Source organism: Kitasatospora sp. NPDC003701, from assembly GCF_053587085.1.
The window spans coordinates 151,972-171,021 of the sequence record NZ_JBSFNM010000011.1 but is presented as its reverse complement, the minus strand read 5'-3'; the positions used below and the strand labels follow the sequence as shown (position 1 = coordinate 171,021).

At 72.7% G+C, this 19,050-nt stretch carries 14 protein-coding genes and 1 tRNA gene; 14 read left to right on the top strand and 1 reads right to left on the bottom strand.

What is annotated here, in order from left to right; translation table 11 throughout:
• The first annotated feature begins 44 nt into the window (after positions 1 to 44).
• The 5 genes from ACWDRR_RS13770 to ACWDRR_RS13750 all read left to right on the top strand — a co-directional run bounded on the left by ACWDRR_RS13770 (position 45) and on the right by ACWDRR_RS13750 (position 6,675).
• Entirely contained in the window at positions 45 to 1,748 is a 1,704-nt protein-coding gene (locus ACWDRR_RS13770; protein WP_449772364.1) for a DUF885 domain-containing protein, read from the top strand.
• A gap of 276 nt (positions 1,749 to 2,024) precedes the next feature.
• Entirely contained in the window at positions 2,025 to 3,575 is a 1,551-nt protein-coding gene (locus ACWDRR_RS13765) for an MFS transporter (protein ID WP_449772363.1), read from the top strand.
• A gap of 95 nt (positions 3,576 to 3,670) precedes the next feature.
• Positions 3,671 to 4,597, top strand: a complete 927-nt coding sequence (locus ACWDRR_RS13760; protein WP_449772362.1) for a carbohydrate kinase family protein — start codon at positions 3,671 to 3,673, stop codon at positions 4,595 to 4,597.
• A gap of 173 nt (positions 4,598 to 4,770) precedes the next feature.
• A complete protein-coding gene (locus ACWDRR_RS13755) occupies positions 4,771 to 5,754 on the top strand; it encodes a trypsin-like serine peptidase (RefSeq protein WP_449772361.1) in 984 nt (327 codons plus the stop codon).
• Positions 5,755 to 5,838: 84 nt separating this feature from the next.
• Entirely contained in the window at positions 5,839 to 6,675 is an 837-nt protein-coding gene (locus ACWDRR_RS13750; RefSeq protein ID WP_449772360.1) for a hypothetical protein, read from the top strand.
• Between the two features lie 147 nt (positions 6,676 to 6,822).
• On the opposite strand, the gene ACWDRR_RS13745 is transcribed toward ACWDRR_RS13750, so the two are convergent.
• A tRNA-Arg gene (locus ACWDRR_RS13745) sits at positions 6,823 to 6,894 on the bottom strand.
• Between the two features lie 157 nt (positions 6,895 to 7,051).
• Between ACWDRR_RS13745 and ACWDRR_RS13740 the strand changes: the two genes are divergently transcribed.
• The 9 genes from ACWDRR_RS13740 (at position 7,052) to rpmE (ending at position 18,938) form a co-directional block, all read left to right on the top strand.
• On the top strand, positions 7,052 to 7,480 hold the full coding sequence (locus ACWDRR_RS13740; RefSeq protein WP_387882069.1) for a response regulator: 429 nt from the start codon (positions 7,052 to 7,054) through the stop codon (positions 7,478 to 7,480).
• 73 nt (positions 7,481 to 7,553) lie between these two features.
• On the top strand, positions 7,554 to 9,209 hold the full coding sequence (gene argS / locus ACWDRR_RS13735; protein WP_449772359.1) for an arginine--tRNA ligase: 1,656 nt from the start codon (positions 7,554 to 7,556) through the stop codon (positions 9,207 to 9,209).
• 87 nt (positions 9,210 to 9,296) lie between these two features.
• Positions 9,297 to 10,691 carry a diaminopimelate decarboxylase gene (lysA, locus tag ACWDRR_RS13730; RefSeq protein WP_449772358.1) on the top strand — a complete coding sequence of 465 codons (1,395 nt, stop codon included), beginning with the start codon at positions 9,297 to 9,299 and terminating at the stop codon, positions 10,689 to 10,691.
• Between the two features lie 136 nt (positions 10,692 to 10,827).
• On the top strand, positions 10,828 to 12,120 hold the full coding sequence (locus tag ACWDRR_RS13725) for a homoserine dehydrogenase (RefSeq protein WP_449772357.1): 1,293 nt from the start codon (positions 10,828 to 10,830) through the stop codon (positions 12,118 to 12,120).
• Positions 12,121 to 12,128: 8 nt separating this feature from the next.
• Complete coding sequence (gene thrC, locus ACWDRR_RS13720) at positions 12,129 to 13,268, top strand: threonine synthase (RefSeq protein ID WP_449772356.1); 1,140 nt, start codon at positions 12,129 to 12,131, stop codon at positions 13,266 to 13,268.
• A gap of 338 nt (positions 13,269 to 13,606) precedes the next feature.
• A complete protein-coding gene (gene thrB / locus ACWDRR_RS13715; RefSeq protein WP_449772355.1) occupies positions 13,607 to 14,542 on the top strand; it encodes a homoserine kinase in 936 nt (311 codons plus the stop codon).
• A 606-nt stretch (positions 14,543 to 15,148) separates the two neighbouring features.
• A complete protein-coding gene (gene rho / locus ACWDRR_RS13710) occupies positions 15,149 to 17,260 on the top strand; it encodes a transcription termination factor Rho (RefSeq protein ID WP_449772354.1) in 2,112 nt (703 codons plus the stop codon).
• A gap of 126 nt (positions 17,261 to 17,386) precedes the next feature.
• The gene (locus ACWDRR_RS13705; protein ID WP_449772353.1) at positions 17,387 to 18,556 is read left to right on the top strand and encodes an LCP family protein; all 1,170 of its coding nucleotides are present in this window, start codon (positions 17,387 to 17,389) and stop codon (positions 18,554 to 18,556) included.
• Positions 18,557 to 18,716: 160 nt separating this feature from the next.
• The gene (gene rpmE / locus ACWDRR_RS13700) at positions 18,717 to 18,938 is read left to right on the top strand and encodes a 50S ribosomal protein L31 (protein ID WP_148642921.1); all 222 of its coding nucleotides are present in this window, start codon (positions 18,717 to 18,719) and stop codon (positions 18,936 to 18,938) included.
• Positions 18,939 to 19,050: the final 112 nt, after the last annotated feature.

Below are 19,050 nucleotides of genomic sequence, written 5' to 3'. Positions count from 1 at the left end.
GGGTAGGGGCTTGCAATCGGCTCGGGCCGCGAAATGATGTCCGGATGGTTGAAGAACTGATCAGCTCCGACGGCACCACCCCGCGCCGTATTGCCGACGACTACGTGCAGGCCCTTGCCGAGCTCGACCCGCTGACCGCGGTGTACCTGGGGCTCAACCTCGAGGACGACCGCCTTCCCGACCTCTCCCCGGCCGGTGACGAGGCGATCGCCGAGCTCGGCCGCCGCACGCTCGCCCGGCTCTCGGACGCGGAGCGTGCCGGAGCTGCCGAGGACGAGGCCGAGCGCCGCTGCGCCCGGCTGCTGCGTGAGCGGCTCACCGCCGGACTCGCCGTCCACGACGCGGGGGAGGGCTTCCGCGCGGTTCGCAACCTGGGCTCGCCGGTCCACCACGTGCGTGAGGTCTTCACCCTGATGCCCGCCGACACCGAGCAGCAGTGGGAGGTGATCGGCCGCCGGCTGGCCCGGGTGCCCGTCGCGCTGGAGCAGTACCGGGAGACCCTCGCCGCGGGCGTCGGGCGCGGCCTGCTCTCCGGCCCGCGCCAGGTGGCCACCGTGGTCGAGCAGCTCGGCGAGTGGCTGGAGGGGGACGTGGCCGGCTGGTTCGGCACGTTCGTCCGGCAGGCGCCCGAGGGCCTGCGCGCCGGCCTGGCCGAGCCCGCCGCGGCCGCCGCCGACGCGGTGGCCGGCCTGCGCGACTGGCTGCGCGACGTCTACGCCCCGGCCGCCGCCGGCACCCCCGACACCGCCGGGCGCGAGCGCTACGGCCGCTGGGTGCGCTACTGGACCGGCGCCGACCTCGACCTGGACGAGGCGTACGGCTGGGCCTGGCAGGAGTTCCACGGCCTGCTCGCGCAGATGGAGGCGGAGGCGGAGAAGGTGCTCCCCGGCTCCACCCCGATGGAGGCGATGAAGTGGCTGGAGACCGACGGCCCCGCCGTCCAGGGCGCCGAGCCCGCGCGTGAGTACCTCCAGGGGCTGATGGACGGGGCGATCCGCGACCTCCAGGGCACCCACTTCGACCTCGCGGAGCCGGTCACCCGGGTCGAGTCGAGGATCGCCCCGGCGGGCAGTGCCGCCGCGCCGTACTACACCTCCCCCTCGCTGGACTTCAGCCGCCCGGGGCGGACCTGGCTGCCGACCATCGGCCGGGACCGCTTCCCGGTCTGGGACCTCGTCTCCACCTGGTACCACGAGGGCGTTCCCGGCCACCACCTCCAGCTCGCGCAGTGGAACTACGTCGCCGACCGGCTCTCCACCTACCAGGTCAGCATCGGCGGGGTGAGCGCCAACGTGGAGGGCTGGGCGCTGTACGCCGAACGCCTGATGGACGAGCTGGGCTACCTCACCGACCCGGGCCACCGGCTCGGCTACCTCAACGCCCAGATGATGCGCGCGCTGCGGGTGATCGTCGACATCGGCATGCACGCCGGGCTGGACTTCCCCGCCGACTCCCCGTACCGGCCGGGCGAGCCCGTCCTGCCGGACGCGGCGCGGGAGTTCTTCGGCCGGTACTGCGGGCTGTCGACGGAGGTCCTGGACAGCGAGCTGGTCCGCTACCTGGGCATGCCCGGCCAGGCGATCGGCTACAAGCTGGGCGAGCGGGCCTGGCTGCGCGGCCGGGCGGCGGCCCGCGCGGCCCACGAGGCGCGCGGCGAGGAGTTCGACCTCAAGGCCTGGCACATGGCGGCGCTCTCGCAGGGCTCGCTGGGCCTGGACGACCTGGTCGCGGAGCTGGCCGCGCTGTAGCGGGGCCACCGGTGCCGGCCGCGGCCGACGGCGTCGCGGCGGGCCCCCGGGTGGCACGGGCAACCCGGGGGCCCGCGCGTCCCCGCGGCTGCTCCGCGGCCTTCCGCACCGCCGGTGGCCCCGGTCCGCGGTCCTGGTCCTGCGGTCCCGGGGCCCTGGTTCATTGGTCCCAATTCGTACGATTTGGTGAGCTTTTTCCTTGCCATTCGCCGCGCGGAGAGTTTGGCTTGAAGGCGACTGCGTGACCTCTCCGAACCCCTGCGGAAGGCTCCCCCAGTGTCTGCCCAACCTGCCACCGGACCCAAGGCGGCGGACAGTCGTCGCTGGTGGGCATTGGCGGTCATCGCCATCGCCCAGCTGATGATCGTCCTCGACATCACCATCGTGAACATCGCCCTGCCCTCGGCCCAGAAGGACCTCGGGATCTCCGACGCCAACCGGCAGTGGGTGATCACCGCCTACACGCTGGCCTTCGGTGGCCTGCTGCTCCTCGGCGGCCGGCTCGGCGACCTCTTCGGCCGCAAGCGCGTCTTCATCGTCGGCCTGCTCGGCTTCGCCCTCGCCTCCGCGCTCGGCGGCGGCGCCACCGGGTCGACGATGCTGTTCGCGGCCCGCGCCCTCCAGGGCGCGTTCGGCGCCCTGCTCGCCCCGTCGGCCCTGGGCCTGCTGTCCACGACCTTCAGCGATCCACGCGAACGAAGTACGGCCTTCGGCATCTTCGGTGCGATCGCCGGCGGCGGCGCCGCGATCGGCCTGCTCCTGGGCGGCCTGCTGACCGAGTACCTGAACTGGCGCTGGTGCCTGTTCGTGAACACCCCGATCGCCATCGTGACGGCCTTCGCGGCCTACTCGATCCTCACCTCGGACCACGTCGCCAAGGGCCGTCGGGTCAAACTCGACCTGCCCGGCGCGTTCCTGGGCTGCGGCGGCCTGCTCGCCATCGTCTTCGGCACCTCCGAGGCGGTCAGCCGGGGCTGGATCGACTGGCTGGTGCTGGGCTCGCTGGGGCTCGGCGCGCTCCTGCTGGTGGTCTTCGTCCTGGTGGAGCGGCGCACCGATCACGCGCTGCTGCCGCTGCACATCGTGGGCGAGCGCAACCGCGGCGGCGCCGCACTGTCCGTCGGCCTGGCCATGGTCGGCATGTTCGGCCTGTTCCTGTTCCTCACCTACTACCTGCAGGTGATCAAGCACTTCTCGCCGGTGATGTCCGGCGTCTCCTTCCTGCCGATGACGGCCGCCATCGTGATCAGTTCGACCGGCTTCGCGGCCCGGCTGATGACCAGGGTGCCGTCCCGCAACCTGATCGGGCCCGGACTGCTGCTCGCCGCGGGCGCCATGGCCTGGCTGACCCAGATGAAGGTCGACAGCCCGTGGGCCGGCATGGTGCTGCCCGCCGAACTGCTGCTCGGCTTCGGCATGGGCCTGGTGTTCATGCCGGCGATGAGCCTGGCCACCCTGGGCGTCGCCCCGAACGAGGCCGGCGCCGCGTCGGCCACCATCAACTCGGCCCAGCAGGTCGGCGGTTCCGTCGGTACCGCGCTGCTGAACACGATCGCGGCCAGTGCCACCGCGACGTATCTGGCGACCAGGATCGCCGGCAATCCCCAGGTGCAGGCGCAGGGTGCGGTGCACGGGTACGTGGTCGCGACCTGGGTGGCGATGGGCATCCTGCTGGCGGCCGCGCTGATCGCCTTCCTGATGATCAACCACCGCCCGGCGCCCGGCGAGGCCACCGGGGAGGCCGTCCCCGGAGCGGCGACGGCCGAAGCGGGTGCGCAGACGGGTGCGGGGGCGGTGACGCCGAGCGGGAGGCAGCGCGCCTCCTGACCCCCGAATCCTGAAACTTGCCGCAAGGTCTTGCAGTCAACCTCCGGCGCCTGCTTGACTCCTGGCCACCACCAGGGAGTCAAGGAGGCGCCGCCGTGTCGGAGTCCGAGTCGTCCGGCCCGTCGGGGCCAACGTTCGACCTGCTCGTCGTCGGCGGGGCCGGCATCGACACCGTCGTCCGGGTCGACCGGCTGGAAGTCCCGGACGCCGACTCGCAGTCCGTGGGGCCGGTCCGCGACTACGTCGCCCACACCGGCAACGGCGTCGCCCTCGGCGCCCACCGCCTCGGGCTGCGCACGGCCTTCCTCGACTACCTCGGGGACGACCCGCAGGCCGAGCTGATCCTCGCCGAGTACGCCCGCCAGGGGCTGCCGTTCGCCCACCTGGTCTCGCCGCACGGCACCCCGCGCGCGGTCAACCTGGTCGACGCCGCCGGCCGGCGCTTCTCCTTCTACGACGGCCGCCACCCCGCCGACCTGCGCCTGCCGCGCGCGTTCTACCTGCCGTACGTGGAGCGCAGCCGGCACGTCCACCTCTCCATCACCGGCCACAACCGCGACATGTACCCGGACCTGCACCGGCTCGGCCGCACCAGCTCCACCGACCTGCACGACTGGGACGGCCGCAACCCCCACCACCGGGACTACGCGCTCGGCTCCGACCTGGTCTTCCTCTCGGTGGCCGGCTGCCGGGGCCGCCACGCGGAGGTGATGGGCGCGATCCTCGCCGAGGGCCGGGCCACCGCCGTGATCGCCACCGCGGGGGCCGGGGGCTGCCACCTGCTCACCCGGGACGCCCCGCTCCGGCACCTGCCCGCCGTCGACCCGGGCCGCCCGGTCGTCGACACCAACGGCGCGGGGGACGCCTTCGTCACCGGATTCCTCTACGCCTGGTTCCGCGGCCGGTCGCTGCCGGACTGCGCCCGCGCGGGCTCGGTGGCCGGGGCGTTCGCCTGCACCGCGGAGGGGACGCACACCGCGTTCGTCACGCCGGACGACCTGGCCGCGGTCCTGGCGGACTGACGGGCCGGGGCGGCGGGTTCGGCAGGCCGGGCCGGGGTCGGCCGGTCCGGGGCGGCGGGTTCCGACGGCGGATTTCTCATCCACCTCCCAGCCGGGCATCACAGCCCTCCCAGCTCCCTGGGCCATAGTCGGACCGTACTCGCACCGACACCCAGGTCAGGAGCCGACGAGGTATGGGCCAGCACCGCCGCCGCCAGCGCCGCCGCCGCTTGCTGGCTCCCACCCTGTTCACCATGCTCTCGGCGCTCACCGTGGCGGCCGTCGTCGCGGGCACGCACAGCGTGACCTCGGAGGCGACGGCGGCCGGCAGCCCGTCGGTGAGCGCCCCGGCGGTCACCGCGTCATCCGCGCCGCCCTCGTCCGCGCCCTCGTCGCCCGCGTCGCCGGACGCCGTGCTCCAGGCGGCGGCGCCCACCGAGACCCCCTCCGCCGACGCCGACGGCCCGGCCGCCACCGACGCCCCCACGGGCCCGGCCACCGCCACCCCCACGGCCACACCCCCGGTCGCCCTCGGCACCACGGCGGTGGCCCCGGTCACCCCCGAATCCACCACCGTCGGTGCCCTGTTCAGCGGCGCGGTCGCGGCCGGCAACCACTTCTGCACCGCGAGCGTGCTGCACAGCACGACCGGCAACCTGCTGCTCACCGCCGCCCACTGCCTGAGCAGCACCGCCGGCGTCACCTTCGCCCCCGGCTACCGTGACGGCACCGCGCCGTACGGCACCTGGCGGGTCACCGCGATCCACACCACCACCGGCTGGTCCCGGGACGGCGACCAGGACGAGGACTTCGCCATCCTGGAGACCGCGTCCAACGGCGGCCGCCGGATCGAGGACGTGGTCGGCGCCAACCAGCTCGGCACCGACGAGCCGTTCGGCGCCACCGTCCGCCTCTACGGCTACCCCGGTGGCACCGAGGACCCGGTCCTGTGCACCAACACCACCGGCCGCCAGAGCGCCTACCAGCGCGTCGTCGACTGCCCCGACTATCCGGGCGGCACCAGCGGCGGCCCCTGGATCAGCACCACCACCGGCCACGTCGTCGGCGCCATCGGCGGCTACCAGCAGGGCGGCGACAGCCCCGACACCTCCTACAGCGCCTACTTCGACCACACCATCGCGGCCCTCTACAAGGAGGCGGTGGAAGCGGCCTCCTGAGCGATCGCCGGATATCGGTTCGATCGGCGTCGTGCCACGTGGAAAACTCTCCGTCGACGATCCACACCACCGGAGAGCCCACTCGTGACCACTTCCCGTACCACCGCCCTGACGATCGCCGCGACGGCCCTGGCCCTCGTCACCGTGGCGGGGTGCAACGACGACACCGGTTCGGCGGCCCAGCCGGCCCCGACCTCGGCCGCCGCGTCCTCCTCCCCGACCGCCTCCGCCGCGGCCACCTCACCGGCGGCCGCCACCACCGCCCCCGCCCCCGCGACGCCGGCCGCCGCCACGCCCGCCACCGGCGGCGCGTTCGACCCCGAGCAGGCCCTGGCCGGCGCCGACAAGGCGCCCTACGCGGTCTCCACGGCCATGACGACCGAGAGCGGCGGGGTGACGCTGTCGACCGTCAAGGGCCGCAACAACCTCAACACCGCCTGGACCGGCCGGATGGAGATGCGCACCACCGCCCCCGGCGTGGCCGAGCCGATCCTGTGGATCGAGAGCCTGACGACGGCGGACGCCAGCTACATGCGCGACCTGTCCACGCCGGGCGACGCGTGGGTCAAGATGCCGCGCTCCACCGACAACGCGGCCACCGACTACACCGACTACGCCAAGCTGCTGCTGGCCTCCGGCCCCGGCGCCCGCAAGGGCATGGAGACGCGCGACGGCGTCGCCGCCTACCACCTCGCCGGCCACATCGACATCGAGCAGCTGAGCACCGTCGACCCGCGGACGTACAAGTCGATGAAGGCGAAGGGCAGCACCGGCTTCGAGTTCGACCAGTGGATCGACGCCAAGGGCCGCACCGTCTACGTCGAGCAGCAGGTCGAGATGAAGGGCGTCAAGGCGGTCAACAAGGTGACCTTCTCCGACTTCGGCCCGGCCGAGACCTTCACCGCCCCGATCGCCGGCTGACCACGGGTCGCCCGCGGGTCCGGGGCCGCCGTCCCGTCAGGGGCGGGGGCCCCTGGCCCTGCCGCCCGGCCCGCCGCCGACATGACGAAGGCCCAGATCCGTGGATGAACTCCACTGACCTGGGCCTGTCTTGCACTTCTCGCGAAGTGCCCCCGGCAGGATTCGAACCTGCGCACCCGCCTCCGGAGGGCGGTGCTCTATCCCCTGAGCTACGGGGGCCTGCTTGGTGTTGTCGTCGCGTTCGCTTCGACGTGGAGAACATTACCAGGCCCGGGGCGTGCTCCGTGCACGGGTTTCGGGCAGCGGCCCGGCGGCGGGGGAGCGGAAGTCGGGAAAGGCCGGACGGGGCGGCGGGCGCGCCGATACCCTCGGTGAGGTGTCGGGAGTGTCCGGGCGGGTCCTCGTGGTGGACGACAGCGAGGTGATCCGCCAGCTGATCAGGGTCAACCTGGAGCTCGAAGGCTTCGAGGTGGTGACCGCCGCCGACGGCGCCGAGTGCCTGGAGGTGGTCCGCCGGGTGCGGCCGGACGTGGTGACGCTGGACGTCGTGATGCCGCGGCTGGACGGTCTGCGGACGGCGGCCCGGCTGCGGGCGGCACCGGGGACGAGCGGGCTGCCGATCGCGATCGTCAGCGCCTGCACGCCGGCCGACCTGGATCTCGGGGACGCGGTCGGGGTGGACGGGTACCTGGGCAAGCCCTTCGACCCGGCGGATCTGGTGGCGCTGGTGTGGCGGTTGATGACCCGGGCGGCGAGGCCCGACGGGTTTCGCCCTGAGCGAACAGAGCGCACGGATCGCGGCTGAGCACGGCGCGCGGGCGTCTCAACCGGCAAACCGGGTGGCGAGCGGGTACCCCGTCTCGCCTACGCTTGGCGTCGTGACCCCCGCAGAGCTTTCCCAGGCAGTCCAGGCCGCAGTGAGCGCCGCCGTCGAGGCGGGCGAGCTGGCCGTCGCCGTGCCCGAGCACGTGACGGTCGAGCGGCCCAAGAACAGGGACCACGGCGACTACGCGACCAACGTGGCCCTCCAGCTCGCGAAGCCGGCCGGCAAGCCGCCGCGAGCCGTGGCCGACCTGGTGGCCGCCCGCCTGCGTGAGCTGCCCGGGGTCGCCGGGGTCGACATCGCCGGACCGGGCTTCCTGAACATCAAGCTCGACGCCGCCACCCAGGGCGAGCTGGCGCGCAACATCGTCGAGGCGGGCGAGGCCTACGGCCGCAACGAGGCGCTCAAGGGCCTGCGGATCAACCTGGAGTTCGTCTCCGCCAACCCGACCGGCCCGATCCACATCGGCGGCGTCCGCTGGGCCGCCGTCGGCGACTCGCTGGCGCGCGTGCTGCGGGCCTCCGGGGCCGACGTCACCACCGAGTACTACCTGAACGACGCCGGCGTGCAGATCTCCAAGTTCGCCGGCTCGCTGAAGGCCGCCGCGAACGGGCAGCCCGTCCCGGCCGACGGCTACGTCGGCGAGTACATCGTCGACATCGCCAAGGCGATCGTGGACGGCGTCCCGGGCGTGCTCGACCTGCCCGAGGACGAGCAGCTGCAGGCCTTCCGCACCGAGGGCCTCAAGCTCATGGTGGCCGAGATCCAGCGCTCCATGGAGGAGTTCGGCACCCACTTCGACGTCTGGTTCTCGGAGAAGTCGCTGCACGACTCCGGTGCCGTCGAGAAGGCCATCGAGCGGCTGCGCGAGCAGGGCCACGTCTTCGACCAGGACGGCGCGATCTGGCTGCGCACCACCGACTTCGGTGACGACAAGGACCGCGTCCTGGTCAAGGCGGACGGCGAGACCACCTACTTCGCCGCCGACGCCGCGTACTACCTCTCCAAGCGGGACCGCGGCTCCGAGGTCTCGCTGTACATGCTGGGCGCTGACCACCACGGCTACGTCAACCGCCTCAAGGCCATCGCGGCCTGCGCGGGCGACGACATGAACCGCAACATCGAGGTCAAGATCGGCCAGTTCGTGAAGATGCTTCGCGACGGCGAAGAGGTCCGCATGTCCAAGCGGGCCGGCAACATCATCACGATCGACGACGTGGTCGACTGGATCGGCGTGGACGCCGCCCGCTACACGCTGGCGCGCTCCTCCACCGACTCCACCATCACGCTCGACATCAACGTGCTGACCAGCCAGACCAACGAGAACCCGGTCTTCTACGTCCAGTACGCGCACACGCGGATGTGCGGCGTCCAGCGCAAGGCCGCCGAGCTCGGCATCACCAAGGCGCAGGACTTCAAACCGGAGCTGCTCTCGACCGAGTGGGAGTCCGACCTGCTGGGCCAGCTCGGCGAGTTCCCCCGGGTGCTGGCCAAGGCCGGCGAGCTGCGCGAGCCGCACCACGTCGCGCGCTACCTGGAGGAGGTCGCGCGTGACTACCACCGGTTCTACGACAACTGCCAGATCCTGCCCAAGGGCGACGAGGAGGTCACGGACCTCACGCACGCCCGGCTCTGGCTCGCCGACGCGACGCGCACGGTGATCGCCAACGGCCTCACGCTCCTGGGCGTGACGGCGCCCGAGCGGATGTAGGACCACCCCCAAGCGCACAGCGGGGGCGGCGGACGGTCAATGAGGACCGTCGCCGCCCCTCGCCATAAGCCAAGGAAGTAAGCAGAGATGAGCCGCTCCGCACACCCCGCAGGCCCCCGTCACGGCGACGTGCTGCCCGAGGGTCACTACCAGGCGCCGCCGAGCGACCTGAACGCGCTCGACCCCAAGGTCTGGTCGAAGACCGTCGCCCGCGGTGCCGACGGCGTGGTCACCGTCGGCGGCCTCGACGTCCGCCGGATCGCCGCCGAGTTCGGCACCCCGGCCTACGTCATGGACGAGGACGACTTCCGCACCCGGGCGCGCGCCTGGCGCGAGGCCTTCGGCGCCGACGCGGACGTCTACTACGCGGGCAAGGCCTTCCTCTCCAAGGCGGTCGTGCGCTGGCTGCACGAGGAGGGGCTGAACCTCGACGTCTGCAGCCCGGGCGAGCTGGCGGTGGCGCTGGCCGCCGGGATGCCCGCCGAGCGGATCGCGCTGCACGGCAACAACAAGACCGTCCACGAGCTGGAGCAGGCCGTGAAGGCGGGCGTCGGGCACATCGTGCTCGACTCCTACGAGGAGATCGGGCGCCTCGCCGCGATCGCCGCCGGCCAGGGCGTCCGCCAGCCGGTGCTGATCCGGATCACGGTCGGCGTCGAGGCGCACACCCACGAGTTCATCGCCACCGCGCACGAGGACCAGAAGTTCGGCCTGTCGCTGAACGGCGGCGCGGCCGCCGAGGCGGTCCGCCGGGTCCTCGCCCACGGCGCGAGCCTGGAGCTGCGCGGCATCCACTCGCACATCGGCTCGCAGATCTTCGACACGGCCGGCTTCGAGGTCGCCGCCCGCCGGGTGGTCGGCCTGCTCGCCGAGATCCGCGACGAGCACGGCGTCGAGCTGCCCGAGATCGACCTCGGTGGCGGCCTCGGCATCGCCTACACCAGCGAGGACGACCCGCGCGAGCCGGCCGAGATCGCCGCCGCGCTGGCCGAGATCGTCCGCCGCGAGTGCGCCGCCGCGAACCTGAGCGCCCCGCGGCTCTCCGTCGAGCCCGGCCGCGCGATCGTCGGCCCGACGGCCTTCACGCTGTACGAGGTGGGCACCGTCAAGCCGCTGGAGGGCCTGCGCACGTATGTCAGCGTGGACGGCGGCATGTCCGACAACATCCGCACCGCGCTCTACGACGCGGAGTACTCGGTGGCCCTGGTGTCGCGCGAGAGCGACGCCGAGCCGATGCTGGTCCGAGTGGTCGGCAAGCACTGCGAGTCCGGCGACATCGTCGTCCGGGACGCCTTCCTGCCGGCCGACCTGGCCCCGGGCGACCTGGTCGCGGTGCCCGCCACCGGCGCCTACTGCCGCTCGATGGCGAGCAACTACAACCACGCCCTGAAGCCTCCCGTGCTGGCCGTCAAGGACGGTTCGGCCCGGGTGATCGTCCGGCGCGAGACGGAGGAGGATCTCCTGCGTCTCGATATCGGATGACGAAATTCTTGTCTCAGATCATGGAACGACCGTAGATCCGTACGGAAAGTCCCGGAGACTGGTACAGACCGAAGCTCCGGCGGATCCCCGAAATACCGCCGGAAACCGAAGCACGAAGAATGCAGAGCGGAGTCGGATGATGCGTACGCGGCCGCTGAAGGTGGCGTTGCTGGGCTGTGGTGTGGTGGGCTCCGAGGTGGCGCGCATCATGACGACAGACGCCGCCGACCTCGCCGCGCGCATCGGCGCGCCGGTCGAGCTCGCCGGCATCGCGGTCCGGCGGGCCGGGCGGGAGCGCCCGGGTGTGCCCGGGCACCTGATCACGACCGATGCCGAGGCCCTGGTCAACCGGGGCGACATCGATGTGGTCATCGAGGTGGTGGGCGGTATCGAGCCCTCCAAACAGCACATCCTGTCGGCGTTCCGCAACGGCGCCTCGGTGGTCAGCGCCAACAAGGCGCTGCTCGCCCAGGACGGCACCGAGCTGCACGCCGCGGCCGCCGAGGCCGGGGTGGACCTCTACTACGAGGCCGCGGTGGCCGGCGCGATCCCGCTGATCCGCCCGCTGCGCGAGTCCCTCGCCGGCGACAAGGTCAACCGGGTGCTCGGGATCGTCAACGGCACCACCAACTTCATCCTCGACAAGATGGACAGCACCGGTGCCGGCTACTCGGAGGCGCTGGAGGAGGCCACCGCGCTCGGTTACGCCGAGGCGGACCCGACGGCCGACGTGGAGGGCTTCGACGCCGCCGCCAAGGCCGCGATCCTGGCCGGCATCGCGTTCCACACCAAGGTCACCGCGGCGGACGTCTACCGCGAGGGCCTGACCGAGGTGACCGCCGCCGACATCGCCTCCGCCAAGCAGATGGGCTGCGTGGTCAAGCTGCTCGCGATCTGCGAGCGGGCCGCGGACGGCGCGTCCGTCACCGCGCGGGTCCACCCGGCGATGATCCCGCTCTCGCACCCGCTGGCCTCCGTCCGCGGGGCGTACAACGCGGTGTTCGTGGAGGCCGAGGCGGCCGGCCGGCTGATGTTCTACGGCCCGGGCGCCGGCGGCGCGCCGACCGCCTCGGCGGTCCTCGGCGACCTCGTCGCGGTCTGCCGCAACAAGCTCGCCGGCGCCACCGGTCCGGGCGACTCGGTGTACACCCGGCTGCCGGCCAAGCCGATGGACGAGGTCGTCACCCGGTACCACGTGAGCCTGGACGTGGACGACCGCGCGGGCGTGCTCGCCCAGGTGGCGTCCACCTTCGCCGAGCACGGCGTCTCCATCGACACCGTGCGCCAGCAGGGCCGCGACGGCGACGCCTCGCTCGTCGTGGTCACCCACCGTGCCACCGACGCCGCCCTGTCGGCGACGGTCGACAAGCTCCGCGCGCTGGACAGCGTGCGGGACGTGGCCAGCATCATGCGGGTCGAAGGGGAGTAGGAAGAGCCATGAACGACGTGATCGCGGGCCGCCCCGAGCCGAAGGGTGCGCCGGTGCCGGAAGCGACGAGTGGGCGGTCGGCGGCGCACACCCACCAGTGGCGCGGGCTGATCGAGGAGTACCGTGACCGCCTGCCGGTCAGCGACACCACGCCGGTGGTCACCCTGCTGGAGGGCGGCACGCCGCTGGTCCCCGCCCAGGTGCTCTCCGAGCGCACCGGCTGCGAGGTCTACCTCAAGGTCGAGGGCGCCAACCCCACCGGGTCCTTCAAGGACCGCGGTATGACGATGGCCATCTCCAAGGCGAAGGAGGACGGCGCCCAGGCCGTCATCTGCGCCTCCACCGGCAACACCTCGGCCTCCGCCGCCGCCTACGCGGTGCGCGCCGGGATGGTGTCGGCGGTGCTGGTGCCGCAGGGCAAGATCGCGCTCGGCAAGATGGGCCAGGCGCTGGTCCACGGCGCCAAGATCCTTCAGGTGGACGGGAACTTCGACGACTGCCTCACCCTTGCGCGTGAACTGTCCGAGAAGTACCCGGTGGCGCTGGTCAACTCGGTGAACCCGGTGCGGATCGAGGGTCAGAAGACCGCCGCCTTCGAGATCGTGGACATGCTCGGCGACGCGCCGGACATCCACGTCCTCCCGGTCGGCAACGCGGGCAACATCACCGCGTACTGGAAGGGCTACCGCGAGTACGCCACCGACGGGCTGGCCGCCCGGACGCCGCGGATGTGGGGCTTCCAGGCCGCCGGCTCGGCCCCGATCGTGGACGGCGCGCCGGTGCTCAAGCCGCAGACCATCGCCACCGCGATCCGGATCGGCAACCCCGCCTCCTGGGACTACGCGCTCGCCGCGCGGGACGAGTCGGGCGGCCTCATCGACAAGGTGACGGACCGTCAGATCCTGTCCGCCTACCGGCTGTTGGCCGCGCAGGAGGGCGTCTTCGTGGAGCCCGCCTCGGCCGCCTCGGTGGCCGGTCTGCTGGCCAAGGCGGAGGCCGGCCTGGTCGACCCGGGCCAGCGGATCGTCTGCACGGTGACCGGCAACGGCCTCAAGGACCCGGACTGGGCGGTGGCCGGCGCGCCGCAGCCGCAGATCGTCCCGATCGACCCGGAGGCCGCGGCCCAGCGCCTCGGCCTGCTCGACTGACCGGATTCCGCCCCCCGGGCCGACCCTTTCGGGGGTCGGCCCGCGGCCGTTCTCCGCTGACACTTTTGTGTCAATTCCGGCGCTCATTCCGGTGCCATTCCGGCATGAATTCCGGCCAGAACCGGCAACACACCAGATCGAAGGCCCACGGGGTGTACCACTGTGGAACCTCTCTTCGATACTCTGGGTTCGGCCGTGTGGCACATGCCCCGGGTCCGACCCGTCCACGGGTCGCGCCGACGACTGTGACCGCCCGCCCCGATCGGGGCCCGCGGCCCCCTCCCACCCTCGCACCGACGCGCTTCGCGCCGCCCGATTTCCCCAGGAGAGTCCACCGCATGGCCGGTCCTGCGTTCCGTGCCGCCGCCGTCCGGGTCCGGGTTCCCGCGACCAGCGCCAACCTCGGCCCTGGCTTCGACGCCTTCGGACTCGCGCTGGGTCTGTACGACGACGTGGTCGTCCGGGTCGCCGACTCCGGGCTCTCCGTCGACATCGCCGGTGAGGGCGCCGAGACCCTCGCCCGCGACGAGCGCCACCTGGTGGTCCGCGCGATGCGCGCCGCCTTCGACCGGCTCGGCGGCCAGCCGCGCGGCCTCGAAGTGGTCTGCGCCAACCGGATACCGCACGGCCGCGGCCTGGGCTCCTCGTCCGCCGCGATCGTCGCCGGCATCGTGGCCGCCCGTGCCGTCACCATCGGCGGCCCGTCCGCGCTGGACGACGACGCGCTGCTGGCCCTCGCCTCCGAGCTGGAGGGCCACCCCGACAACGTCGCGGCCTGCCTGCGCGGCAACTTCACGGTGGCCTGGACGGACGAGGAGTCGGCCAAGGCCGTCACCCTGGAGCCGTCCGAGCGGGTCGTCCCGGTGGTCTTCGTCCCGGCCACCGAGGTGCTCACCGAGACCGCCCGCGGGCTGCTGCCCCGGACCGTCCCGCTGGCCGACGCCGCCGTCAACGCGGGTCGCGCCGCGCTGCTGGTCGAGGCCCTGACCCGGCGGCCCGAGCTGCTGCTCGCCGCCACCGAGGACCGGCTGCACCAGGACTACCGGGCCTCCGCGATGCCGGACAGCGCCGCCCTGGTGGGTGCGCTGCGCGCGGAGGGCATCCCCGCGGTGATCTCCGGGGCCGGCCCGACCGTCCTCGCGCTCACCGACGAGGCGGGCGCCGACAAGGTGTTGGCCTTCGCCGACGACGCAGGTCAGGGCGGTCCGGTGTTCGCCGCGCACCGGCTGGAGCTCGACCGGGCCGGGGCCTCGGTGCTCCCGCTCGACGTCTGACGCACCGGTCCGGAGGCCCGGATCCGGCCGTACCGGGGCCGGACCGTCCGGACACGATTGGCAAGCGCAAGGCTGGGGAATGTCTGAGGGGGTCGGTAGTGTTAACCTCATTGCTGCACCAGGTGCCCTCCGGGGCTCGGTGCGCCGCGTCCCGATCCCAGCACTCCGCTCACGCGGAGTCCCGGCGATACACGGGGCGACGATTCTCCGGGAGCCCACCGCAGCGCGTACGCAGCCTGCCTGCGCGAAATGCGGCCGCATCCCGAAGCCGTGACGGCACCTGACTCCCACCCCGCGGCCTCCCACCTTGAGGCAAGGACGGGCGGAGCACGGGCCACCGTCACGCGACGGGGGCCCGGGATTCGCAGGCAGCGTGGGGGTACCACCCGGCCAAGGCCGGCTGGGGGAGGGTCGGCATGCGACCGTCCCACCGCGCCACTCAGCACCACCGTGCTTCACGCACCGCACCTCGCAGCTCTCCCCCGACTGGCCACCCGCCATCCGGGGGATCACCGCCTCGGACCGACGCAGTCGAGCGTTGGTCAGGACAGCACAACCGGTCGCCGAGCCAGACAGGCCGACGTCCGCTCCAGGGAAGGACCCTTAGTGAGCGACACCACCGATCTGATGGGCGCGCGCCCGGACGCCGAGGCGTCGGACGCAGCCGCCGCCCCCGCGGCCCCGGCCCGGCGCCGTCGCACCGCTGCCGCGGGCCTGGACGGCCTCGTCCTGGCCGAGCTGCAGAAGCTCGCCTCGACGCTCGGTATCAGCGGCACGGGACGCCTGCGCAAGAGCCAGCTGATCGAGGCCATCAAGGAGAAGAGCGGCGGGGACCCGCTGCTCGCCGCCGGTGCCGCGCCCGCCGCCGCTCCGGCCGCCAAGCGCGCCGCCGCCAAGGCCGACACCGCCGAGCCGGCGGAGAAGCCCGCCCGCCGGACCAAGGCCGCCCAGGCCGAGGCCCCGGCCGCCGACGAGCAGGCCCAGATCGAGATCCCGGTCCAGGCCGCCGCCGAGACCGCCGCGCCCGCCCGTACCGAGCGCACCCGCCGCCGGGCCACCTCGGCCGCCGGCGCGCCGACCGCCGACGCGGTCGCCGCCGAGGCGCCCGCCGCGGTCGCCACCGAGGCCAAGCAGGCCGAGGCCCGCCAGGCCGAGACCCGTGGCTTCGAGGGCCGCGAGGAGGGTCGCACCGAGACCCGCCGCGACCGCCGGGACCGTCGCGACCGCCGCGAGGGCGGCGAGCGCGAGGGCCGCCAGGAGGGCGGCGACGCCCAGGCCGGCCAGGACGGCGACTCCCGCGAGTCGCGCCGTGACCGCCGCAACCGCCGGGACCGTGCCGACCGTCAGGGCGGCCAGAGCCAGGGTGGCCAGAGCCAGCAGCAGGGCGGCCAGAGCGACAGCCAGCCCAGCCGCCAGAGCGGCGGTGGCCAGCAGGCCCAGCCGCAGGCGCAGCAGGGCGGCTACGACGACGACGAGTTCGGCGACGGCCGTCGCGGCCGCCGCGGTCGTTACCGCGACCGCCGGGGCCGCGGCCGCCGCGAGGGCTTCGAGGTCGGCCCCGCCGAGCCGCAGGTCGGCGACGACGACGTGCTGATCCCGGTCGCGGGCATCCTCGACATCCTCGACAACTACGCGTTCGTGCGCACCTCCGGCTACCTGCCGGGCCAGAACGACGTCTACGTCTCGCTCGCCCAGGTCCGCAAGAACGGCCTGCGCAAGGGTGACGCCATCACCGGTGCGGTGCGCCAGCCGCGCGACGGCGAGCGCCGCGAGAAGTTCAACGCCATGGTGCGGCTGGACTCCGTCAACGGCATGGACCCGGAGAGCGGCCGCGGCCGTCCCGAGTTCAACAAGCTCACCCCGCTCTACCCGCAGGAGCGGCTGCGCCTGGAGACCGACCCGGGCGTGCTGACCACCCGGATCATCGACCTGGTGTCGCCGATCGGCAAGGGCCAGCGCGGTCTGATCGTCGCGCCGCCGAAGACCGGTAAGACGATGGTGCTGCAGGCGGTCGCCAACGCGATCACCCACAACAACCCCGAGTGCCACCTGATGGTCGTCCTGGTGGACGAGCGTCCGGAGGAGGTCACCGACATGCAGCGGTCGGTGAAGGGCGAGGTCATCTCCTCGACCTTCGACCGCCCGGCCGAGGACCACACCACCGTCGCCGAGCTGGCCATCGAGCGCGCCAAGCGCCTGGTGGAGCTGGGCCACGACGTGGTGATCCTGCTGGACTCGATCACCCGTCTGGGCCGCGCCTACAACCTGGCGGCGCCGGCCTCCGGCCGCATCCTGTCCGGTGGTGTCGACTCGACCGCGCTGTACCCGCCGAAGAAGTTCTTCGGCGCCGCGCGCAACATCGAGAACGGCGGCTCGCTGACGATCCTGGCCACCGCGCTGGTCGAGACCGGCTCGCGGATGGACGAGGTCATCTTCGAGGAGTTCAAGGGCACCGGCAACATGGAGCTCAAGCTCGACCGGAAGCTCTCGGACAAGCGCATCTTCCCGGCCGTCGACGTCGACGCCTCCAGCACCCGCAAGGAGGAGATCCTGCTGGGCAGCGAGGAGTTGGCCATCGTCTGGAAGCTCCGCCGGGTGCTGCACGCGCTCGACTCGCAGCAGGCGATCGAGCTGCTGCTGGACAAGATGAAGCAGACCAAGAGCAACGCCGAGTTCCTGATGCAGATCGCCAAGACGACCCCCGGGTCCGGCGACTGACCGCATCCGAGCGGCTTGTGAGCACAGAACCCTGGTCCGCGCGAGCGGGCCAGGGTTCTCTGCTTGTTCCAGAGTTGGGACATTTGGAGTCCTTTGGATCATGTTGTCCGATTTACTCTGGATCGTATGGCCGACCACAAGAGGGTTCCGAGTCGCCGCCGCAAGGTCCTGCGCGCGGCCGCGTGTGCGTTCGCCGCGCTCGTCGTCCTCGGCGCCGGCGCGGCCGGCTACGCCTACTTCAAGCTCAACGGCAACATCAAGAGCGTCGACATCAACGCCCGGCTGGGTACGTCCCGGCCGCCGTCCGCCACCGACGGCTCGTTCAACATCCTGGTCCTGGGCTCGGATTCGCGGGCCGGCGGGAACGGCGCCCTGGCCGGCGGCGACACCGGTGACACCGCCCGCTCGGACACCGCGATGGTGGTGCACATCGACCAGGGCCACTCGCGGGCCGAGGTGGTCTCCATACCCCGGGACACCCTGGTCGACCGCCCCGACTGCACGGACGGGAGCGGCAAGGCCGCCCCGGGGGTCAAGCGTGCGATGTTCAACAGTGCGTACGAGACCGGTGGCGCCGCGTGCGCGGTCAAGACCACCGAGCAGCTCACCGGGCTGCGGATGGACCACTACGTCGAGATCGACTTCGCCGGCTTCGCCCGGGTCGTGGACGCGATCGGCGGGGCCACCGTGACCACCACCGTCCCGATCCACGACAAGGACAGCGGGCTGGACCTCCCGGCCGGCGAGCACCACCTCAACGGCGAGCAGGCGCTGGCCTTCGTCCGCACCAGGCACGGCGTCGGCGACGGCAGCGACCTGGGCCGGATCGAGCTGCAGAAGCAGATGGTCAAGTCGCTGCTCGGACAGGCCGGCGGGATCGGCCTGTTCGGCAACCCGGTCAAGCTCTGGTCGGTCGGCGACACCCTGACCCGCAGCATCACCACCGACTCGGCGCTGGCCTCGGTGAACTCCCTGGTGGGACTGGCCGAGGAACTCAAGGGCATCGGCCCGGACCAGCTCACGATGGTCACCCTGCCGGTGGTGACGGCACCCGGCGACGCCAACCGCGTGGTCGCCCAGCAGCCCCAGGCCGACCAGCTCTGGGCGGCCCTGAAGGCCGACCGGCCGCTCCCGCAGGCCCTGCTGGCCGAGCAGCCGCAGAACCCCGCCCAGACCACCCCGGCGGCCCCCACGGCGCCTCCGAAGGCCTCCGCCAAGGCCTCGGCGCGGCCCGCGGCCGGCACTGCGGCGAAGCCCGCGGCCGGCACCGCGGCGAGCCCCTCCCCGAGGCGCTAGGCCCGCTCCGGCGGGCCCGCCGGAGCGGCCCGGAATATCCCGGAACGCGACCCGGTTTGGGAAGAAGCGGCCGGTCCTGGCAGACTGGTCCGTCGGTCCCGGTTCACGTGCGGCATTCAAGCCGCCGACCCGGTGCCCTCCCGAACACTAGGAGAACCCCTTGAAGCCCAACGTTCACCCCGAGTACGTGGTCACCCGTGTGACCTGCACCTGCGGCAACGAGTTCACCACCCGCTCGACCGAGACCAGTGGCGAGATCCGCGCCGAGGTCTGCTCGCAGTGCCACCCGTTCTACACCGGCAAGCAGAAGATCCTCGACACCGGTGGCCGCGTGGCCCGCTTCGAGGCCCGCTTCGGCAAGCAGCACAGCGCGAAGGCCTAGCGCTCCCTCGGCGCCGGTTTCCGGTGCCCCCGTACTCGTTCCGGGGGCGCTGGAGACCGGCGCCGTTCGCGTCCCACGGCGCATCCGCACCACCTCTCCACCGGATCTCAGG